General features: G+C 73.2%; 12 protein-coding genes. 5 read left to right on the top strand and 7 right to left on the bottom strand.

Annotated elements, in window-relative coordinates; all coding sequences use genetic code 11:
• Positions 1-41: 41 nt before the first annotated feature.
• On the bottom strand, positions 42-1,163 hold the full coding sequence (locus ACH01S_RS20325; RefSeq protein ID WP_246236988.1) for an LCP family protein: 1,122 nt from the start codon (positions 1,161-1,163) through the stop codon (positions 42-44).
• Between the two features lie 308 nt (positions 1,164-1,471).
• On the opposite strand from ACH01S_RS20325, the gene ACH01S_RS20320 reads away from it, so the two are divergent.
• Positions 1,472-3,373: an ABC transporter ATP-binding protein gene (locus tag ACH01S_RS20320; protein ID WP_067893513.1), complete on the top strand. Its 1,902-nt coding sequence runs from the start codon at positions 1,472-1,474 to the stop codon at positions 3,371-3,373.
• Here the strand turns inward: ACH01S_RS20320 and ACH01S_RS20315 are convergent.
• The 6 genes from ACH01S_RS20315 to ACH01S_RS20290 all read right to left on the bottom strand — a co-directional run bounded on the left by ACH01S_RS20315 (position 3,370) and on the right by ACH01S_RS20290 (position 13,192).
• Positions 3,370-6,894: an AAA family ATPase gene (locus tag ACH01S_RS20315; protein ID WP_067893511.1), complete on the bottom strand. Its 3,525-nt coding sequence runs from the start codon at positions 6,892-6,894 to the stop codon at positions 3,370-3,372. The genes ACH01S_RS20320 and ACH01S_RS20315 overlap by 4 nt on opposite strands.
• Before the next feature lie 535 nt (positions 6,895-7,429).
• Positions 7,430-8,194 carry an SGNH/GDSL hydrolase family protein gene (locus ACH01S_RS20310; RefSeq protein WP_370671579.1) on the bottom strand — a complete coding sequence of 255 codons (765 nt, stop codon included), beginning with the start codon at positions 8,192-8,194 and terminating at the stop codon, positions 7,430-7,432.
• A 138-nt stretch (positions 8,195-8,332) separates the two neighbouring features.
• Positions 8,333-8,962, bottom strand: a complete 630-nt coding sequence (locus ACH01S_RS20305) for a GTP-binding protein (RefSeq protein ID WP_246237041.1) — start codon at positions 8,960-8,962, stop codon at positions 8,333-8,335.
• 34 nt (positions 8,963-8,996) lie between these two features.
• Positions 8,997-9,464, bottom strand: a complete 468-nt coding sequence (locus ACH01S_RS20300; RefSeq protein ID WP_083980906.1) for a DUF742 domain-containing protein — start codon at positions 9,462-9,464, stop codon at positions 8,997-8,999.
• Positions 9,465-9,494: 30 nt separating this feature from the next.
• Complete coding sequence (locus tag ACH01S_RS20295; RefSeq protein ID WP_067893504.1) at positions 9,495-9,947, bottom strand: roadblock/LC7 domain-containing protein; 453 nt, start codon at positions 9,945-9,947, stop codon at positions 9,495-9,497.
• On the bottom strand, positions 9,944-13,192 hold the full coding sequence (locus tag ACH01S_RS20290; RefSeq protein ID WP_187414056.1) for a nitrate- and nitrite sensing domain-containing protein: 3,249 nt from the start codon (positions 13,190-13,192) through the stop codon (positions 9,944-9,946). The genes ACH01S_RS20295 and ACH01S_RS20290 overlap by 4 nt, the downstream gene beginning before the upstream one ends.
• A gap of 770 nt (positions 13,193-13,962) precedes the next feature.
• Here ACH01S_RS20290 and ACH01S_RS20285 point away from each other — a divergent pair.
• Genes ACH01S_RS20285 through mdlC form a run of 4 tightly spaced genes read left to right on the top strand, consistent with a single transcriptional unit; the run spans position 13,963 to position 18,221 of the window.
• A complete protein-coding gene (locus tag ACH01S_RS20285; protein ID WP_083980905.1) occupies positions 13,963-14,943 on the top strand; it encodes an ABC transporter substrate-binding protein in 981 nt (326 codons plus the stop codon).
• Positions 14,944-14,962: 19 nt separating this feature from the next.
• Positions 14,963-15,772 (top strand): ABC transporter permease, encoded by an 810-nt coding sequence (locus ACH01S_RS20280; protein WP_067893502.1) that lies wholly within the window; start codon positions 14,963-14,965, stop codon positions 15,770-15,772.
• Positions 15,769-16,617: an ABC transporter permease gene (locus ACH01S_RS20275; protein WP_083980904.1), complete on the top strand. Its 849-nt coding sequence runs from the start codon at positions 15,769-15,771 to the stop codon at positions 16,615-16,617. The genes ACH01S_RS20280 and ACH01S_RS20275 overlap by 4 nt, the downstream gene beginning before the upstream one ends.
• Entirely contained in the window at positions 16,614-18,221 is a 1,608-nt protein-coding gene (gene mdlC / locus ACH01S_RS20270; RefSeq protein WP_067893500.1) for a benzoylformate decarboxylase, read from the top strand. The genes ACH01S_RS20275 and mdlC overlap by 4 nt, the downstream gene beginning before the upstream one ends.
• Positions 18,222-18,264: the final 43 nt, after the last annotated feature.

Here is an 18,264-nt window from a genome sequence, read left to right as displayed (position 1 = left end):
GACCCGACTCTAACCGGACGGCCCGCGCACCCGAAAAGGGGTCACTTGGTGATGACGTCCTCGGGGATCTTCTGGTCCTGCTTGAGCGCGTCGAACAGGCGGGACGCCTTGCCCCGGTCCCAGGTGATGTAGGAGCCCGCCGCCGCCGAGCTTCCGGCGCCGCCGATCGGGACGGTCGTCGTCACGCCGCCGCCCCCGCTGACGCCCTTCATCGCCCACATCATCCGGACGAGGTCGTACAGGTGGTCGCCGTCGTCGACGAGGAAGTTGCTGGTGGAGTTCAGGGCGAGCGGGACGCCGCGGAACGGGTTGAGCAGCGTCCCCGGGCTCGTCGCCTTCTTCATCAGCGCGGCGAAGAACTGCCGCTGGTGCTCGACCCGCTCCAGGTCGGCGCGGGCGAACTTGCGGGTCCGGACGTAGCCGAGGGCCTGCCCGCCGTTCAGCGTCTGGCAGCCCGCCTTGAGGTTCAGCCCGGCCTTCGGGTCGTTGATGTCGTCCTTGACGCAGATGTCCACGCCGCCGACCGCGTCGACCACGCCGACGAAGCCGTTGAAGCCGATCTCGGCGTAGTGGTCGATGTGGACGCCGGTCGCCTTCTCCACCGTCTGGGCGAGCAGCTTCGGCCCGCCGTAGGCGAACGCCGCGTTCAGCTTGTTCGACCCGTGCCCGGCGATCGGGAGGTAGGAGTCGCGCGGGAGGCTGATCAGGGACGTCCCGCCCGAGCCGTAGTGCAGCAGCATCATCGAGTCGGTGCGGCGGCCCGAGGCGAACCCGGTGCGGAGCCGCCGCTGGTCGGCCTTCGACAGGCCCTCGCGGCTGTCGGAGCCGACGATCAGCCAGTTCGTCCCCGGGGTGTCGCCGACCCGGCCCGGATAGTCGACGAGCACGGACTCCCGCTTGAGCCGCGAGTCGAGGTAGAAGTAGCCGCCGACGATCAGCAGCAGCAGCACGACGACGACGGCGCCGAGCACCTTCGGCCAGCGTTTGCGGCGGCGCCGCCGCGGCCCGCCGTACCCGTCGTAGGCGCCGCCGCCCTGGCCGGCGCGGTGCCCGGCGAGCTGGTCGCCCGCGTGCGGGTCGTCGTACGGATCGCCGTACGTCTCGCGCCCGTAGGCCGCGTGGTGGTGCTCCGCGCGTACGGAACGGTCCCTGCTGCGCGCCACCCGGTCGCCCTCCTCAGCCTCTCCGGCGCTGGGCCGGCCGTCTGTCGTCCCGTAGACCATAGACAACCGGGAGCGCTCGCCGCGTCCATCCGGCGAATGAATGTCCAATAGGGCGAATCACCTCGCTCTGTGACACATGGAGCGGACACCGTCCTCCTCAAGGTGCACACTGCCCTGGGCCGGACAGGACGCGCGAAGGGCGGCGCATGGGCACAGGACGGCGTTTCTCCCGAGGTAACCACCAGAATGGGACGAATCGGCGCAGCCGTCGCCGCCGGGAACCGCCCCCCGATCCCGGCCTTCCCGAGGTGATTCTCAACTGGCACGCGCGGGACAAGGAACTCACCGAGACGGGGATGCGCACGATGGCGCGGCGGCTTCCGGCCGTGATCGCGCAGGCGGCGGGCCTCGCCTGGCGGGCGAGCAGGAAGGACACGCTCGTCACCGTCAGTTTGAACCTCGCCGCCGGGTTCTTCACCGCGTTCTGGCTGCTGGCGACGACCGGGGTGCTCACCGCGCTGTTCAGCGAGGCGCCGACGCCGTCCCGGGTCCGGGACGCGCTGCCGTCGCTGGCGCTGGTGGCGGGCGCGGTCGCGCTGCGGGCCGGGCTGCAGGCGGGCGCGGGCTGGTCGCAGGCCCGGCTGCAGCCGCAGGTCGAGCGGCTCGTCGAGCTGCGGCTGTTCGAGGCCACGACCGCCGTCGACCTGACCGCGCTGGACGACTCCGACTTCCTGGACGAGCTGAAACGCGCCCAGGGCCGCGGCATGATGTCGGCGCCCATGGTCGTCCAGTACGCGGTGGACGTGCTGACCGGCGCGGTCGGCATGGTCGCCGCCGCCGGGACGCTCGGCGTCCTGCACCCGCTGCTGCTGCCGCTGCTCCTGCTGACGGCCGTGCCGGAGGGGTGGGCGTCGGTCCGCAGCGCGCGGATGCGGTACCTGATGCTGCTCTCCCTGGTCGGGGTGACGCGGCGCAAGTGGATCCTGTCCGACCTGATGGTGGAGCGGCGCCACGCGGCCGAGGTGCGGTCGTTCACGATGCGGGCGTTCCTGCTCGGCCAGTACGACCGGGCGGCGTCCTACCAGCGGCACGTCGAGCTGGACGTGGCGCGCAGGCAGACCGTCGTGAAGATCACCGGCGACATGCTGAAGGGCGTCGCGACGGCCGCGGTGTACGTCGCGCTCGGCGTCATGCTGTGGAAGGGGGCCGTGCCGCTGGCCGTCGCGGGCACGGCCGTGCTCGCGATCAGGACGGGCCAGACGTCCCTGGCCAACCTCGTCTACGCCGTCAACCGGTGCTACGAGGAGGGACTGTACTTCGGCGACTACGTGGCCTTCTGCGACGCCGCCGAGGAGCGCATCCCGCGCCGCGCCCTGCCCGCCGCCGCGGCGGAGCGGAGCGCGCGCCTGCCCGACGACTTCGCGCGCATCCGCGTCGAGGACGTCGCGTTCACCTACCCCGGCGCGGACGAGCCGTCCCTGCGCGGCGTCTCGGTCGACCTCCGCCAGGGCGAGGTGGTCGCGCTCGTCGGCGAGAACGGGTCCGGCAAGACGACGCTCGCGAAGATCATGGCGGGCCTGTACGACCCGGACGAGGGCGAGGTCCGCTGGGACGACGTGCCGCTGACGCGGGTCGCCCCGCAGGACGTCTGGCAGCGCGTCGCCGTCATCGCGCAGGAGTACACGCACTGGCCGATGACCGCCCGGCACAACATCACGATGGGACGCGGAGGCGAGCACGTCCACGGCGAGGACGAGGACCCGGCGCTGCTCGCCGCCGCCCGCGCGTCCGGGGCCGACGAGGTGGTGGACGGTCTCGCGGCGGGCTACGACACGCTGCTGGACCGCCGGTTCAAGGGCGGCGCGGAGCTGTCCGGCGGGCAGTGGCAGCGGCTCGCCGTCGGCCGCGGCTTCTACCGGGACGCGCCGCTGCTGATCTGCGACGAGCCGACCGCCGCGCTGGACGCGCGGGCCGAGCACCTGCTGTTCGAGCGGATCCGCACGCACGCCGACGGCCGGACGGTGCTGCTGATCACGCACCGGCTCGCCAGCGTCAGGTACGCCGACCGGATCTACGTCCTGGAGCGGGGCCTGGTCGTCGAGGAGGGCGACCACGCCGCTCTGATGGCGCGCGACGGCCTCTACGCCGACCTGTACTCCCTCCAGGCCGCCGCGTACGGGGCGGCCGACCCGCAAGCGCGCGCGGGCTAGATGTAGGGACCGAAGCCGATGCTCCGCTCGGGGGCCGGGACGTCGGGGAGGTCCTCCGGGCGGAGCGTGACGATCTCGTCGTGCGCGATCCCGCCGGGGGCGGCGTCGTCGGCGGCGGTGATCCGGCGCGCCTGCCGGGAGATCGACTCCTCCAGCAGGTTCCGGACGAGCCGCGCGTTGCCGAACGAGGCGCCGCGCGGCTGGGCGCCGACGAGCACGCGCAGCGCGTCCAGCACGCCGGGGGCGAGCGCGAACCCGGCCTCCGCCGCCATGAACTCGAAGATCGCGACGAGCTCGTCGTCGGTGTAGTCGGGGAACCGCAGCACCTTCGGGAACCGGGACTTCAGGCCCGGGTTGACGTTGAGGAACTGCTCCATCTCCGCGTCGTACCCGGCGACGATGACGACGAGGTCGCCGCGGTGCTCCTCCATCAGGCGGAGCAGCTCGGCGATCGCCTCGTGGCCGAAGTCGCGGCTGTCGCCCGCGGCGGACGACAGGGAGTAGGCCTCGTCCACGAACAGGACGCCGCCGAGCGCCCGCTCGACCGCGCCGCGCACCCGGGGCGCGGTCTGCCCGATGAACTCGCCGACGAGGTCGGCGCGGGCGACCTCCACCAGGTGGCCGGACGACAGCAGCCCGAGCCGCGCGTACACGGCGGCGACCAGCCGGGCGATCGTCGTCTTCGCGGTGCCCGGGTTGCCCATGAACACCATGTGCCGGGACGGCGACGCCGGGGACACCTTGGCGTCCCGCCGGAGCTGCTCGGCGCGGACCTCGGCGACCAGCGCGGCCACCTCCCGCTTGATGTCGGCGAGCCCGATCAGCCGCTCGATCTCGGCGAGCGGGTCGCCGGGGACGTCGTCGCGGCCCCGGCTGAGCGTGCCGGGGACGTCGTCGAGGAGGATCTCGTCGAGCGACTCGGTCTCGTCGACGATGCCGTCGGCGAGGACGCGGCGGCCCTGCAGCGCGACGGCCCGGTCCAGCAGGTTGATCATCGCGCGGGCGTTGCCGAACCCGCGGTCGCGCGGCGCGGAGTCGGCGAGCTCGCGCACCCGGTCGAGGACGCCGGGGGCGAGCGCGAAGCCGGAGTCGGCGGCCTTGGCGGCGAACACCTCGACCAGCTCGTCCACGGTGAGGTCGGGGAACCGGACGGTGCGCGGGAACAGCGCGGCGAGGTCGGGATGCGACTTCAGCAGCCCGTTCAGCTCGGCCTCGGGCCCGGTCAGCACGACGAGGAGGTCCTCGGTGTAGGCCTGGACGCCGGTGAGCAGCACGTCCAGTACCTCGCGGCCGCGCGCGGCGTCCGACGCGGCGGACACCAGCGCGTGCGCGTCCCGGACGACGAGCACGCCGCCGTGCGCCTGCTCCACCGCCCGCCGGACCCGCAGCACGCTCTCGCTCGCGAACTCCCCCAGCAGGTCGGCCCGCTCCACCTGGACGAGGTGCCCGGACGTCAGCACGCCGAGGTCGGCGTAGATCCGGCCGAGGATGCCCGCGACCTTGCTCTTGCCGGTGCCGGGGTTGCCGGTGAACACGAGGTGCCGGGGCCGGGTCCGCGCGGTCATGCCCGCCTCGCGCCGCAGCCGCGCCGCCTTCGCCTCGGCGACCAGCGCGTCCACCTCCCGCTTGACGGGCTCGATGCCCGCGCAGGCGGCCAGCTCGGCGAGCGGGTCGGCCTCCGCCGGACGCCCCGGGACGAGCCGCTGCGGCAGGTCGGCCGCCGTGACCTCAAGGGCGCCCTCCCCGTCGCGCCGGTAGGCGGCGGCGACCGCCTCGGCGGCCATGTGCTCGACCAGCCGCGCGCCGCGCAGGTTCCGCAGCGGCGGGGTGCGGCGGAGCATTCCGCCCGCGGTCGCGGCGACGCCCGGGGCGACGCGCGCGCCGCGCCGGGCGGCGGCGAGCGCGAACAGCTCGGCGAAGTCGTCCTCGCCGAAGTCGCGCGTGCGCGCCACGTCGAACGCCCGCACCAGGGCGGGGTTGGCGTCGAACAGCCGCCGGTCGCCGCCGGGACGGCACAGCGCCACGACGTCCAGCGACGGCGACCGCGCCATCAGCCGCCGCAGCTCCTCGGCCGCCGCCGCGCCGCACCGCTCGTGCGCGGCGAGCTTCTCCAGGTCGTCGACGACGAGGAGCATCCGCCCCTCCAGGCAGTCGCGGACCCGGGTCTGCAGCCACAGCACGGCGTCGCTCACGCCGAGCGACGCGAACACCTGGTCGGAGATCCACATCGCCTCGCGCACCGCGCCGCCCGCGGCGAGCCGGGCCTCGACGAGCTCGGCCGCCGTCCCCTTGCCGGTGCCCTCGGGCCCGGCGACCAGCAGCCGGACGGGCCGCTCCCCCGCGAGCCGCGCGGCCACCGCCTCCCCGACCGCCCCCGCGAGCTCCGGCTGCCCGACGAGCACACCGCCGCCGGCGACGGCGGCCTCCTCGCCGCCTTCTTCTTCCTCGACCCCGTCCCCGCCACCGAAGGTCAGCGTGTTGAAGACGCGCCGCACGGTGAACAGCCGCCGCAGGTCGGCCTGGAACATCCGGACCGGCACACGGCACCGCGGACTCACCGGCGCCTCGGGCAGACCTTGAACGGACCCGGTGATCCGCACGGCCATGTCCAGCCAAGCCCGGGCGGCGTCCGCCTCGCCCGCGACCAGACCGCGCGCCAGCCACGCCCGCACGTCCTGCTGCCAGGCGTCGGCCGAGAACCCCTCGCGCGCCGCGCGGAACCGCTCCTCCACGTTCTCGTAGCGGGTGGTCCCGAGCACCACCGCGAGCTCCGCCGGGACGACCCGCGCCTCGGCGGCGAGCAGCAGCCGCGCGAGCGAGACGTCGGGCTCGTCGCCGTCCGCGACGGCCCCGGCCAGCCGCCCGTGCGCCGCGTCCAGCCCGGAGCACGCCCACCCCAGATAAGCGACCGGCCCCGCCAGCTCCGGCAGGACCGCCAACTCCTCCTCGGTCAGCCCGGACACCCACAGGTCCTCAAGCCGCGGGTTCGGGACGCTCATGTCGAGCTCCCGCAACTCCGGGTCGGCGGCCCGCCGGTCGAACAGGTCCATCAGCGCCTTCCGCCGCCTCTGGACGGGTTCGAGCCCGTCGAACACGTCCAGCCCGGCGCGCGCCAGCTCGAACATCACCGCGCGCCGCTCGCGGTCGTTCCCGGCGGGCTCGGGCAGCCACAGCCCCGGCGGACGCCACCGCCCGCCCTGAGTGAACCACGCGGTCGGCTCCCGGACGGCCGACTCCGGCGTCGCGAGGAACGCCGACAGCAGCTCGTAGTCGACGTCCCCCCGCGACCCGCCGCGCACGGCGGACGCGCCGAGCAGGAACGTCAGCAGCGACCACTGCTCGGCGCCTGCCGCGCTGGTGTCGCTCCCGTAGAAGTCGCTGAGCTGCCGCGTCAACACCACGGCCCGCTGGTCCCGGTTGTACTCCAGCGCGCGCTCGCGCATCTCGTCGTACAGCCCGTCCGGCACCCGCCACGGCCCGAACGCGTACACATCCAGCACGGGCTCCTCGGTGAGCAGCACTTCAAGATGATCAGGCAACCGAGGAGAGCGCACCTGGGATTCCTTTCGAGTCAATCGAGGCCCGCGCACGAACATTCGCGCAGAACCGACGGCTAATCTAGCCCCGCCCCATGCGCCCCGCACATTTCCGCTCCCCGCCCCGCGACCACCCCATAACCGACTCGCCAACCCCCCAACCACCCCAAATCAATACATCCAAGACAATTCACACTCCCCCCGATCTCCCGCGAAAACCCCCCAACCCACCCCCAGCCCGAACGACCGAAGGCGGCCAGCGAGAACACTCCACGGACGGGCCCAACCCGACGCCGCAGGCCGGACCCCATACCGGCAAGAGCGCTCCTTGGACAAGCCCCAAACCCGCGCCACGGGCCGTGCGGCCGGAGGCGCCCCAGCGCCGGAGGCCGCACGGCCCGTCGGCGCAGGCGACCGCAGCGGCGCCGCACACACCCGCACAGGCACGACAGACCGAAACGGCGACGCGAGGATCGCCTGCGCCGCGACGGGGGGTTCCAGGGGGGTCGTCCCCCCTGGGCTACAGCGGCGTAGCCGTCGGGCGCTTCGGCGCGCGGCCGTCTCCGGTGGAGCGGCCGGTGGCGCGGCGGCCGATCCAGGGGAGGAGGTAGGTGCGGGCCCAGCGGACGTCTTCGCGGCGGAGGGTGAGCCAGTCGGCGGGGTCGGCGGGCGGCCAGGGGGCGCGCCAGTCGTCGTCGCCGGGGACGCCGATGACGTCGGCGACGAGGAGGGCCATGCGGCGGTGGCCTTCGGGTGAGAGGTGGAGGCGGTCCTCGGACCAGGCGCGGGGGTCGTTGAAGACGCGGAGGGGCCACAGGTCGACGACGGTGCAGCCGCGCCGGTCGGCGATGGCGCGCAGGTGCATGTTGTAGGTGGCGGCCTTGCCGCGGATGCGGCCGCCGGTGCGGAGTCCGCGGGTGTCGAAGCCGGTGAAGACGACGACGGCGGCGCCGGTGGCGCGGAGTCTGCGGACGGCGTCGTCGTAGACGACGGCGAGCGCGTCGGGGTCGGCGCCGGGGCGGATCATGTCGTTGCCGCCGGCGCAGAGGGTGACGAGGTCGGGGGCGAGGTCGACGGCGAGGGGGACCTGGTCGTCGACGATCTGGCGGACGAGTTTCCCGCGGACGGCGAGGTTGGCGTAGCGGAGGCCGGGGTGGCGCGCGGCCAGGTGTTCGGCGAGGCGGTCGGCCCAGCCGCGGAAGCGGTCGTCCTCGCCGGGGTAGGGGTCGTTCAGGCCCTCGGTGAAGCTGTCGCCGATGGCCACGTACGTCCTGATCCGCCCCATTTCTTGCATCGCAACCCCCAACACCGGTTCATGGTAGATCACGTAGATCATGCATCGTACACACGAGTCACGCGACCGGATTCCGGCCGGGTCGGGGGGCGCCGGGCGGCGGGCGTCAGGGCCTCCGGCGCCGGGGCGTCAGGTCCAGCTCGGCGACGTCGTTCCCGGCTGGACGCCGGGCGGCTGCGCGCCGGGGCCGGCGGGCGGCGCGGACGCGGCGGCGGGCGTCGCGGCGTGCACCGTCATCGCGTGCTGGACGAGCGTGATCAGCACCTGCTTCGTGGACTCGCGGCTCCGCGCGTCGCACTGCACGATCGGGACGTGCGCGCTGATCGACAGGGCCTCGCGGATGTCCTCGACGGCGTACTGGAACTCGCCGTGGAACCCGTTGACGCCGACCACGAACGGCAGGCCGAGCTCCTCGAAGTAGTCCACGGCGGCGAAGCAGTCCTCCAGCCGGCGGGTGTCGACGAGGACGACGGCGCCGATCGCGCCGCGGACCAGGTCGTCCCACATGAACCAGAAGCGGTGCTGGCCCGGCGTCCCGAACAGGTACAGGATCAGCTCGCTGTCGAGCGACACGCGCCCGAAGTCCATCGCGACGGTGGTGGTCGTCTTGTCCGGGACGGCGGACAGGTCGTCCACGTCGGCGCTCGCGGCGGTCATCACCGCCTCGGTGGTGAGCGGCATGATCTCCGAGACGGAGCCGACGAACGTGGTCTTGCCGACGCCGAACCCGCCGCCGACGACGATCTTGACCGAGGTCAGCTCGGCCTCGCCGCCGGGCGGGCCCGGGATCTGGTCAGAGCTTCCGAAGGCCACTGAGCACCCTTTCTAGCAAGCGGAGGTCCGGCTGTCCGCCGGCGGTGGTGGCGGGCTGGGACTGGTGCAGGCGCAGCAGCCCCTCGACGGCCATGTCGGCGATGAGGACCCGCGCGACGCCGAGCGGCAGGCGCAGCAGGGCGGAGACCTCGGCCACGGAGCGGGCGGACCGGCACAGGTCCATGATCGCCCGGTACTCCGGGGTCAGCACGGCCACGTCCCGCGGCGGGTAGGGCGCGGCGGTGACCAGGGCCTCGATGGCCAGGTCGTAGCGCGGCTTGGTCCGTCCGCCGGTCACCGCGTAGGGGCGCACCAGCGACGAGCTCGCGCCGGGGTCGCCCTCGTCGCGCCCGGGAGGACGTCCCTGCGCCGGCGTCCTCCCCTGGGGGTCGCCCGGCCAGCGTCCGGGCCCTCCGGGACCGCCTCCGAAGGGACTGCCTCGATCCATGTCGCCGACCTCCGGCCTAATCAGTCACGATCAATAACGGGCGGGCCCGGCGCCCATCTCGGTCACGGGAGGCCCCGAGAACGGCGGCTGCTGCTGGTCCTGGGCGCGCAGCGCGGGCGTGAGCACCCGGCCGACGCGCTCCACCAGCAGCGTCATCTCGTAGGCGACGAGGCCGAGGTCGCAGTCCGGCGCGGCCAGCACCGCGAACACCGACCCGTTCGTGATGGACATGACGAACAGCAGCCCGCGGTCCATCTCGACGACGGTCTGGTTCACGCCCCCCGCGTCGAAGATCTTCGCCGCGCCCTGGGTCAGGCTCATCAGCCCCGAGGCGATCGCCGAGAGCTGGTCCGCCCGCTCGGGCGGGAAGCCCGACGAGTAGGCCATCGGCAGGCCGTCCGAGGAGACCACGACGGCGTGCGCGACCTTCGCGACACGGTCCGCGAAGTTCGTCACCAACCAGTTGAGATCCTGCCCGCTCACCGGGTGCCTCCTGTCTCGTCGTCGCGCTGCGACGGCGCCTCACCTGACGTGCCTGAATCGCGGATCTCGTGGCGCCCGCGGTGGACGCCCCGCTGGAGACTCGCGAAACGGTTGCGTACGACGTCGGCCGTCTGGCCGTGACCCTGGCGGCCCTGGGCGGGCTGCCCCTGCGCGGGGGTCTCCCGCTCGGCCGCCCCCGGCGGCGGCTCCGGCGGCGGCTGCGCGGCGGCCGGCGCCGCCGCGTGCCCGACCGCGCCGGGGATGCGGTTCTTGCCGGGCACCCGCTTCGGGAGCCCGACGCTGGTGCGGCTCGCGGCCACCGGCCGGCGCGCGGCCTCGGCGGCCCGGAACCCGGCGTCGGCCGGGGACTCCCAGCCGCGGACCGGGTCCTCGCCGGAGCCGGCGTCGGCCGACCGGCGCTGGAACCACTCCGACTGCATCGCGTCGAAGATGGGCGAGCGTTCGGGGAGGCGGCGCGGCTGCTTCGGCTCGGGCGGCGCCTGCGGCGGGGCGGGGGCCGCGGGTTCCGGCGCGGCGCTCTCCGGCGGGGCGGGCGGGACCGGGACGGGGCGCTCCCCCGTCCGCTCGGCGGCGTCCGTCCACCGGGTGCCGTGCGCCCCGGTCTGGCGCGCGGCCCGCGGGTCGGGCGGCGCGGCGTCGGCGTAGGGGCCCTGCTCGCCCGGGACCTGCTCCAGCGGCCCGGTCTCCCAGGGGATCTGCCGCCCGGAGCCGGGGTCCGGCACGATCGGCTGCGCCTCCGGGACGACCGACTGCGGCCCCGTCTGGCCGGGGTTCGGCCGGTAGACCCCGTTGGACCCGGTGTCGTCGCGCCGCTCGCTGCGCGGCTGGAACAGCCCGTTCGGGCCGTCGTCGGAGGTGTTCGCGGCTCCGCCGCCGCCGGGCAGGTGCGCGCCCGGCCGCCGGACGGGCAGCTCGCCCGGACGGCGCGGCGGGCGCCGGTCGCCCGGCTGGTAGGGGTCGTCGGCGGGCGGGACGGCGGGCTGCGGCCCGGTGCCCGGCACCGTGGGATGCGCGCCCGTCCCGGTGGGGATCGGGCCGGTTCCGGTCGGGATGGGGCCGGTCTCGTTCAGGGCGGGCTGGGGGCCGGTGCCGCGCCGGATCGGGCGCAGCGGGCCGGTGCCGCCGACCATCGGGTGGGAGCCCGTCCCGCCGGTCATCGGCCCGGTCATCGGCCCCGTCATCGGCCCGGCCGGGCCGCGCTCGCCGGGCTGCTGGAAGGCGCCGCTCGCGCCGAGCGCGGGCGGCTCGGGCGACGTGGTGAGCGCGGCGAGCTGGCCGTGCGCGCCCGCCTCGCGCGGGCCGAGGCCGCGGGTGCCGATCCCGGCGGTGTCGCCGGGGGTGATCACGGCGTCCGGCAGGACCACGAACGCGGTGAGCCCGCCGCCCTGCGCGGCGCGCAGCTCCACCCGGATCCCGTGCCGGACGGCGAGGCGGCCGACCACGAACAGGCCCATGCGGCGGGCGGCGGAGAAGTCGATGACGGGCGGGTTCGCCAGCCGCCAGTTCGCCTGCTCCAGGTCCTCGGTCGACATCCCGACGCCGTTGTCGGTGATCTGGAGCATGGCGCCGCCGCCGCTGAGCGTCTGGCCGGAGACGGTCACCTTCGTGTGCTCGGACGAGAACACCGTCGCGTTCTCCACCAGCTCCGCGAGCAGGTGGACGAGGTCGTTGACGACGGGCCCGGCGACCGTCATGTCGCCTTGAACCCGGAGCGCGACCCGCTCGTACTGCTCCACCTCGGACAGCGACGCGCGGACGACGTCGATGAGCGGGACGGCCTGGTTCCAGCGCCGCACCTGCTCCTGCCCTCCGAGGACGAGGAGGTTCTCGCAGTTGCGGCGCATGCGGGTGGCGAGGTGGTCGAGGCGGAACAGGTTGCCGAGCTGCTCCTCGTCCCGCTCGCTCTGCTCCAGCTCCTCGATCAGGCGGAGCTGCCGCTCGATCAGGGACTGGCTGCGGCGGGAGAGGTTGACGAACATGGCGTTGATGTTGCCGCGCAGGACGGCCTCGTCGGCGGCGAGCCGCACCGCCTCCCGGTGAACCTCGTCGAAGGCGCGGGCGACCTGGCCGATCTCGTCGGTGGAGTCGACCTCGATCGGCTGCACCTCGATGCCGCCCGCGGCGGCCTCCGGATCTCGGAGCCGGTCGACCAGCCCGGGCAGCCGGGTGCCGGCGATCTCCAGCGCGCCGGACTGCAGCCGGCGCAGCGGCCGCACCAGCGAGCGCGCCATCAGGATCGTGACGAGCAGGACGGCGGCGAGCAGCACCGCGACGATGATCGAGTCGGTGATGGTGGACGTCCGGGCGGCGGCGCCCTGGTCGTCGCTGCGCACCTTGATGTCGTCGGCGAGCCGCTCCTCGACCAGGCGCATCTTGCCGACCATGTCGGTCATGGAGTCGCGGATCACGGCGGCGGACCGGGCGGTGCCGAGCGAGGGGAGCAGGTTCCCGCCGGACGCGCCGACGCCCGCGATCACGCGCTGGCGCACCTCGCGGGCCTGGTCGACCTTGGGGCCGACGACGGTGTCCTCGAAGAGCTGGATCTGGTCGAGCCGCGCCGAGTCGCGGAAGGCGGCGAGCTGGCTGTCCTCCTGGGAGCGGGCGGCGGTGAGCTCCTGCAGCTCGTCGGCGGCCAGCCGGTGCGAGCGCGCGCCGATGAGCAGCAGCGCCCGCTCGCGGGACACCGCCTCCTTGGCGCGGGCGAGCGCGCCGAGCGCCCGGCTGGACTCCGCGAGCCGGTCGTCGGCGACGTTCTGCGCGAGGCCGTCGAGGATGGCGACGAGCTCGTCGGTGGCCTCGGTGTACTTCTGCAGGACGGTGAAGGCCGGCACCTTGGTGCCGGTGACGAGGGAGCGCAGCGCCTTCACGCCGTCGAGCCTGTTGAGCACGGTGCGCGCGTCGCGCACGGCCTCCGTCCCGTAGGACGCGTTGATCACGCCGGCGGCGGCGCGCACCGGCTCGATCTGGGCGTCGGTCTTGCGCTGCTGGCCCTCCAGCTCGGGCAGGAGGGCGGCGGCGCGGTTGCTCGCGCTGTACTCGACGGCGAGGTCCCGTTCCGCCGTGAACTGCTGGACGAACCGGGTGATCCCGTCGCCCATCTCCGCCATGCGCTCGACCCGGCCGTACGCCTCCGCCTCGCTGAGGGAGCTGGAGATGCGCACCCCGGCCAGCGCGACGGCGGCGACCGTCGGAACCAGGATCAGGACGATGAGCCGCTGGGGCACCCGCCAGTTCCGCAGGCTCAGCCTGCTGCCCGACCGTGTCGGTTGGCCCGACTGCGTCCCGACGTTACCGGGTCGAGGACCGTCGCGACCTTCGTCGCTTGGTTGCATCCGCCGTTAACACCCTCTCCACGATGTCGCACTCTCCGTGGCTACACGGACGCGAAGGGTAATTGCGACATCTTCTTCACCCTCGGCGCACGACATTGCAGCACATCCACGGATAGGCCGCAAAGGACCATAGGCCAGCCGATATTGACCAATGCCATGATCGTGACTTCATGCCCGTATGTCCGTTTTACTGAGTACGGGCGATCACGCTCCGCAGTCGCACCTACGGTGATCGGAAACTCTCACAACGTAACAGGCGCTGCTCGTCCCGACCCGTCCCCCGGGCGGCGGAAACCGGTTCCGGGCCAGATGGCGCGGGGGCCGTGACTCTGCGGAGCAGCCCGGCGATGCACCGTCACCTGCGGCGGTGAAAGCCCGGGAAGCCCAACGAAGGCCACCGGCGGCCAATGAAACAAAACGGCGCGAACGTCTTATGGAAGGCCACTCCGGTTCGCACGCCCACCGTGCCTGGCACTCGCCCAGGACACAAGACAGTCACACAATTCGGAGCCAAACCACCCAAGTCACCCGGTACGCGATACTCTCCGGACGCACGTGATCTTCAGGCGTCCGGCGTGGTGGCTACAGTCGTTCCCCTGGCTCGCTTGTCCCGGCCGACAGCCCTGCCGATACAACTTCCCCCGTGAGTTTAAGGAGTGCCCATGCGGCAATCCCTCCGTCTCTCAGCGCTGGTGAGCGCTGCCGCCCTCCTCCTGTCCACCGCCGTCGGCTGCGGAGACTCGGACGACTCGTCCGGCGGCGGCGGACTTGAGAAGGACACCGTGACGGTGGCCGCGCTGCCCCTCGCCGACGACGCGGCGGTCTACATCGCCCAGAAGGAGAAGCTCTTCGAGAAGGAGGGGCTGAAGGTCGAGATCAAGCCCGTCCAGCAGAGCACCCAGGCCATTCCGGCACTGGTCAAGGGCGACGTGAACGTGATCGCCGGCGGCAACTACGTGTCCTTCCTGCAGGCCAACGCGAAGGGCACGCTCAAGCTGAGCATCCTCGCCGAGGGCGCGTCCCTGACCTCGCACATGATGGACGTCCTCGTCATGCCGGACTCGAAGATCCGCACCCCCAAGGACCTTGAGGGCAAGAAGGTCGCGGTCAACCTTCTGAACAACATCCAGTCGCTGACGCTGAACGCGATTCTGAAGGCCAACAACGTCGACGCCTCGAAGGTCCAGTACATCCAGGTGCCGTTCCCGCAGATGGCGACCGCGCTCCAGAAGGGCCAGGTCGACGCCATCCACTCGGTCGAGCCGTTCACCTCCGGCACCGAGAAGGCGCTCGGCGCCCGGGTGGCCGTGGACGCGGGCTCGGAGCCGGTCACCAACACCCCGATCGCCGGCTACCTCAGCACGCAGGACTTCGTCAAGGACAACCCGAAGACCGCCGCCGCGTTCCAGCGCGCGATCTTCAAGGCGCAGGAGATCGCCAGCAGCGACCGCAAGCGCGTCGAGCAGGTGCTCCCCACCTACACCAAGATCGACGCGAAGGTCGCGGGCGTCATCACGCTCCCCGGCTACCCGAGCTCGCTGAACACCACCCGGATGCAGCGGGTCGTGGACCTCATGACGGCGGCGGGCCTCGTGAAGGAGAAGCCGGACCTGAAGGCCATCCTGTTCCAGCCGGCGTCCTGACGCGGGGCACTGACGATCTATGGCCGACCAGACGACGCCGCCCCGCGGCCTCTCCCGTCCAGGAAAGTGGGCGCGGGGGGCCGCCGGGGTGGCGGTCCTGTTCCTGGTGAGCGAGGTCCTCGGTAGGGCCGGGATAGTGGACCGTTCCTTTCTGCCTCCCGCGTCGAGCGTCACGGCCCGCGCGATCGAGCTGTTCGGCGACACCGACTTCCTGTTCAACGTGCGCGTCACGCTCACCGCGTGGGCGCTCGGGCTCGCCATCGCCGTCGCGATCGCGGTGCCGCTCGGGCTGCTGCTCGGCAGCGTCCCCGCGGTCAACACCGCGGTCCGGGCGATCGTGGAGTTCCTGCGGCCGATCCCGTCGGTCGCGCTGATCCCGCTGGCCGGGCTGATCCTCGGCTCCGGGCTGAACATGGAGGTGCCGCTCATCGTCTACGCGTGCAGCTGGCCCATCCTGTTCAACACGATGTACGGGCTCCACGACGTCGACCCCCTCGCCAAGGAGACGCTGCGCTCGTTCGGCTTCGGCCGCGCGCAGGTCCTCGTCCGGGTCTCGCTGCGCAGCGCGGCCCCCTTCATCGCGACCGGGGTGCGGCTGTCGGCGTCCGTCGCGCTGATCCTCGCCGTCGGGACCGAGATCCTGTCCGGGTTCGGGGACGGCCTCGGCATGTTCATCGCCCAGGCCGGGACGGTCCCCGACGGCACCCGCGACGTGCTCGCCGGCACCGTCTGGGCGGGCTGCATCGGGCTGATCATCGACACCGTGCTGGTGCAGGCCGAGAACCGCGCGTTCCGGTGGCACCTGGCGCAGAGGAGTGGTGCGTCATGACGGCCGCCGCCGTGACCCGGCGCCCCGCGCGGCCCGGCGCCGCCGCCGGGCGGCTCGCCCGCGGCCTCGCGCACCGGCTGCTCCCCCTCGCCGTCCTCGTCGCGGCGTGGGAGGCGGCGACGCGGATCGCCGAGAGCCCGTTCTTCCCGCCGCCGTCGGACATCGTCCGGCGGATGCGGGACATGTGGTTCGCCGGTCCGGCGAACCACCTGTTCTTCAGCGGCGGGGCGCGCGACTCGATCGCGCCGAGCCTCGCCCGGATGGCGATCGCGCTCGTGCTGTCGGCGGTGGTGGGGATCGTCCTCGGGATGGCGCTCGGGCGCTCGGAGCGCGCCCTCGCCTACCTGGAGCCCGTGCTGCAGTTCGCGCGGGTGATCCCGCCGCCGACGATGGTGCCGGTGTTCATCGCCCTGCTGAACCTCGGCACGCAGATGCAGGTCACGTCGATCGTCTTCGGCGCGGTGTGGCCGATCCTGCTCAACACCGCCGACGGCGCCCGCAGCGTCGACGCGACGCAGATGCAGACGGCCGAGGCGTTCCGGCTGTCCGGGCCGCAGCGGATCCGGTACCTGATCATCCCGTCCGCGCTGCCGAAGATCTTCGCGGGGCTGCGGCTCGCGCTGTCGCTGTCGCTCATCCTGATGGTCTTCTCCGAGCTGCTGCCCGGCACGTCCGACGGGCTCGGCTTCGAGCTGACGAACGCGCAGAGCCAGTCCGACATGCTGACGATCTGGTCGGTGATCGTGCTGCTCGGCATCCTCGGCTACCTGTTCAACACGATTCTCCTCGCGGTGGAGCGGCGGCTGCTCTCCTGGCACCGCGGGGCGCGGAAGGCGGATTCATGACGGCGGAGTTCACGGTCAGGGACGCGGTGTTCGACTTCTGCCGGCGGATGGGGATGACCACCGTCTTCGGCAACCCCGGCTCCACCGAGCTGCGGATGCTCCGCGACTTCCCGGCGGACTTCGAGTACGTGCTCGGCCTGCAGGAGCTCGTCGCGGTGGGCGCGGCGGCGGGGCACGCCCTCGGCACCGGCGGCGCGGCCCTCGTCAACCTGCACTCGGCGGGCGGCGTCGGGCACGCGCTCGGCGGCGTCTTCAACGCCTACCGGGACCGGATCCCGCTGGTCATCGTCGCGGGGCAGCAGACGCGGGCGATGCTGCCGACGCGCCCGTTCCTCGGCGCGGACGAGCCCGCGCAGTTCCCGCGCCCGTACGTGAAGTGGAGCAGGCAGCCCGAGCGGGCGGAGGACGTGCCCGCCGCGTTCGCCGAGGCGTACCGCGTCGCGATGACGCCGCCGCGCGGGCCGGTGTTCCTGTCCGTGCCGGAGGACGACTGGGACCGTCCGGCCGAGCCCGTCCCGCACCGCGAGATCCGGGCCGGGTTCGCCGCCGACCCCGCCGCGCTGCGCGAGACGGCGGACGCGCTGAACGACGCCGCGAACCCCGTCATCGTCGTCGGCTCCGGCGTCGAGGACGAGAACGTCAGCCACCTGGTCGTGAGCCTGGCCGAGCGGACGGGCGCGCCCGTGTGGATCAGCCCGCTGTCCGGCCGGTCCGGCTTCCCCGAGGACCACGCGCTCTTCAAGGGGTTCCTGCCGCCCGTCCGGAACCGGCTCGTCGCCGAGCTGGAGGGGCACGACGTCGTGCTGGTGCTGGGCGCGCCCGTGTTCAACTACCACGTGCACACCGAGGGGCCGTTCATCCCGGAGGGCACGAAGCTGTTCCTGTTCGACTGCGATCCCACGCTGACGGCGTGGGCTCCGGTCGGGACGGGCGTCCTCACCACCCTCCAGGCGGGGCTGTCCGGGTTGCTTGAGCTGGTCGACAAGGCCGACCGTCCGGCCCCCGAGCCGCGGCCCCGGCTGGCCCGGCCGCAGCGGGCCGACCCGATCGACGCGGCCCTGGTCGTCGAGGCGCTGCGGGAGCGGATGCCCGCGGACGCGGTGCTCGTGGAGGAGATCCCGAGCCACCGGGACATGTTCCACGCGCGGTTCCCGATCACGAAGCCTGGAACGTTCCTGACCATGGGCAGCGGCGTGCTGGGCTGGAGCCTGCCGATGGGCGTCGGACGCGCGCTCGCCGGGTCCGGGGAGCGCATCGTGTGCGTCCTCGGCGACGGCGCGATCATGTACTCGGTGCAGGCGCTCTGGACGGCCGCCCGGCACCGGCTGCCGATGACGGTCATCGTCATGAACAACGGCGGCTACGGGGCGGTGCGGGCGCTCGGCCGCCGGATCGGCATGGACGGCGTCGTCGGCGCCGACATCGCGGGCATCGACTACGCGGCCGTCGCGGGCGGGCTCGGCGTGCCGGGGCGGACGGTCACGTCCGCCGCCGACCTCGAAGGGGCCCTCGACGAGGCGCTCGCGCACGAGGGCCCGTTCATCGTGGACGTCGCCGTCGCCGCCGACGAGGAGGCCATGTACTGGAGCGCCACCGAGCGATAATCAACGGAAATTCCTCTCATACCACTCATAGTTGATCTGTGGT

This window comes from Actinomadura chibensis NBRC 106107, from assembly GCF_001552135.1.
Taxonomy (GTDB): Bacteria; Actinomycetota; Actinomycetes; order Streptosporangiales; family Streptosporangiaceae; genus Spirillospora; species Spirillospora chibensis.
Note: the sequence above shows the minus strand (reverse complement) of the source record. Positions and strands in the feature narration are given on the sequence as shown.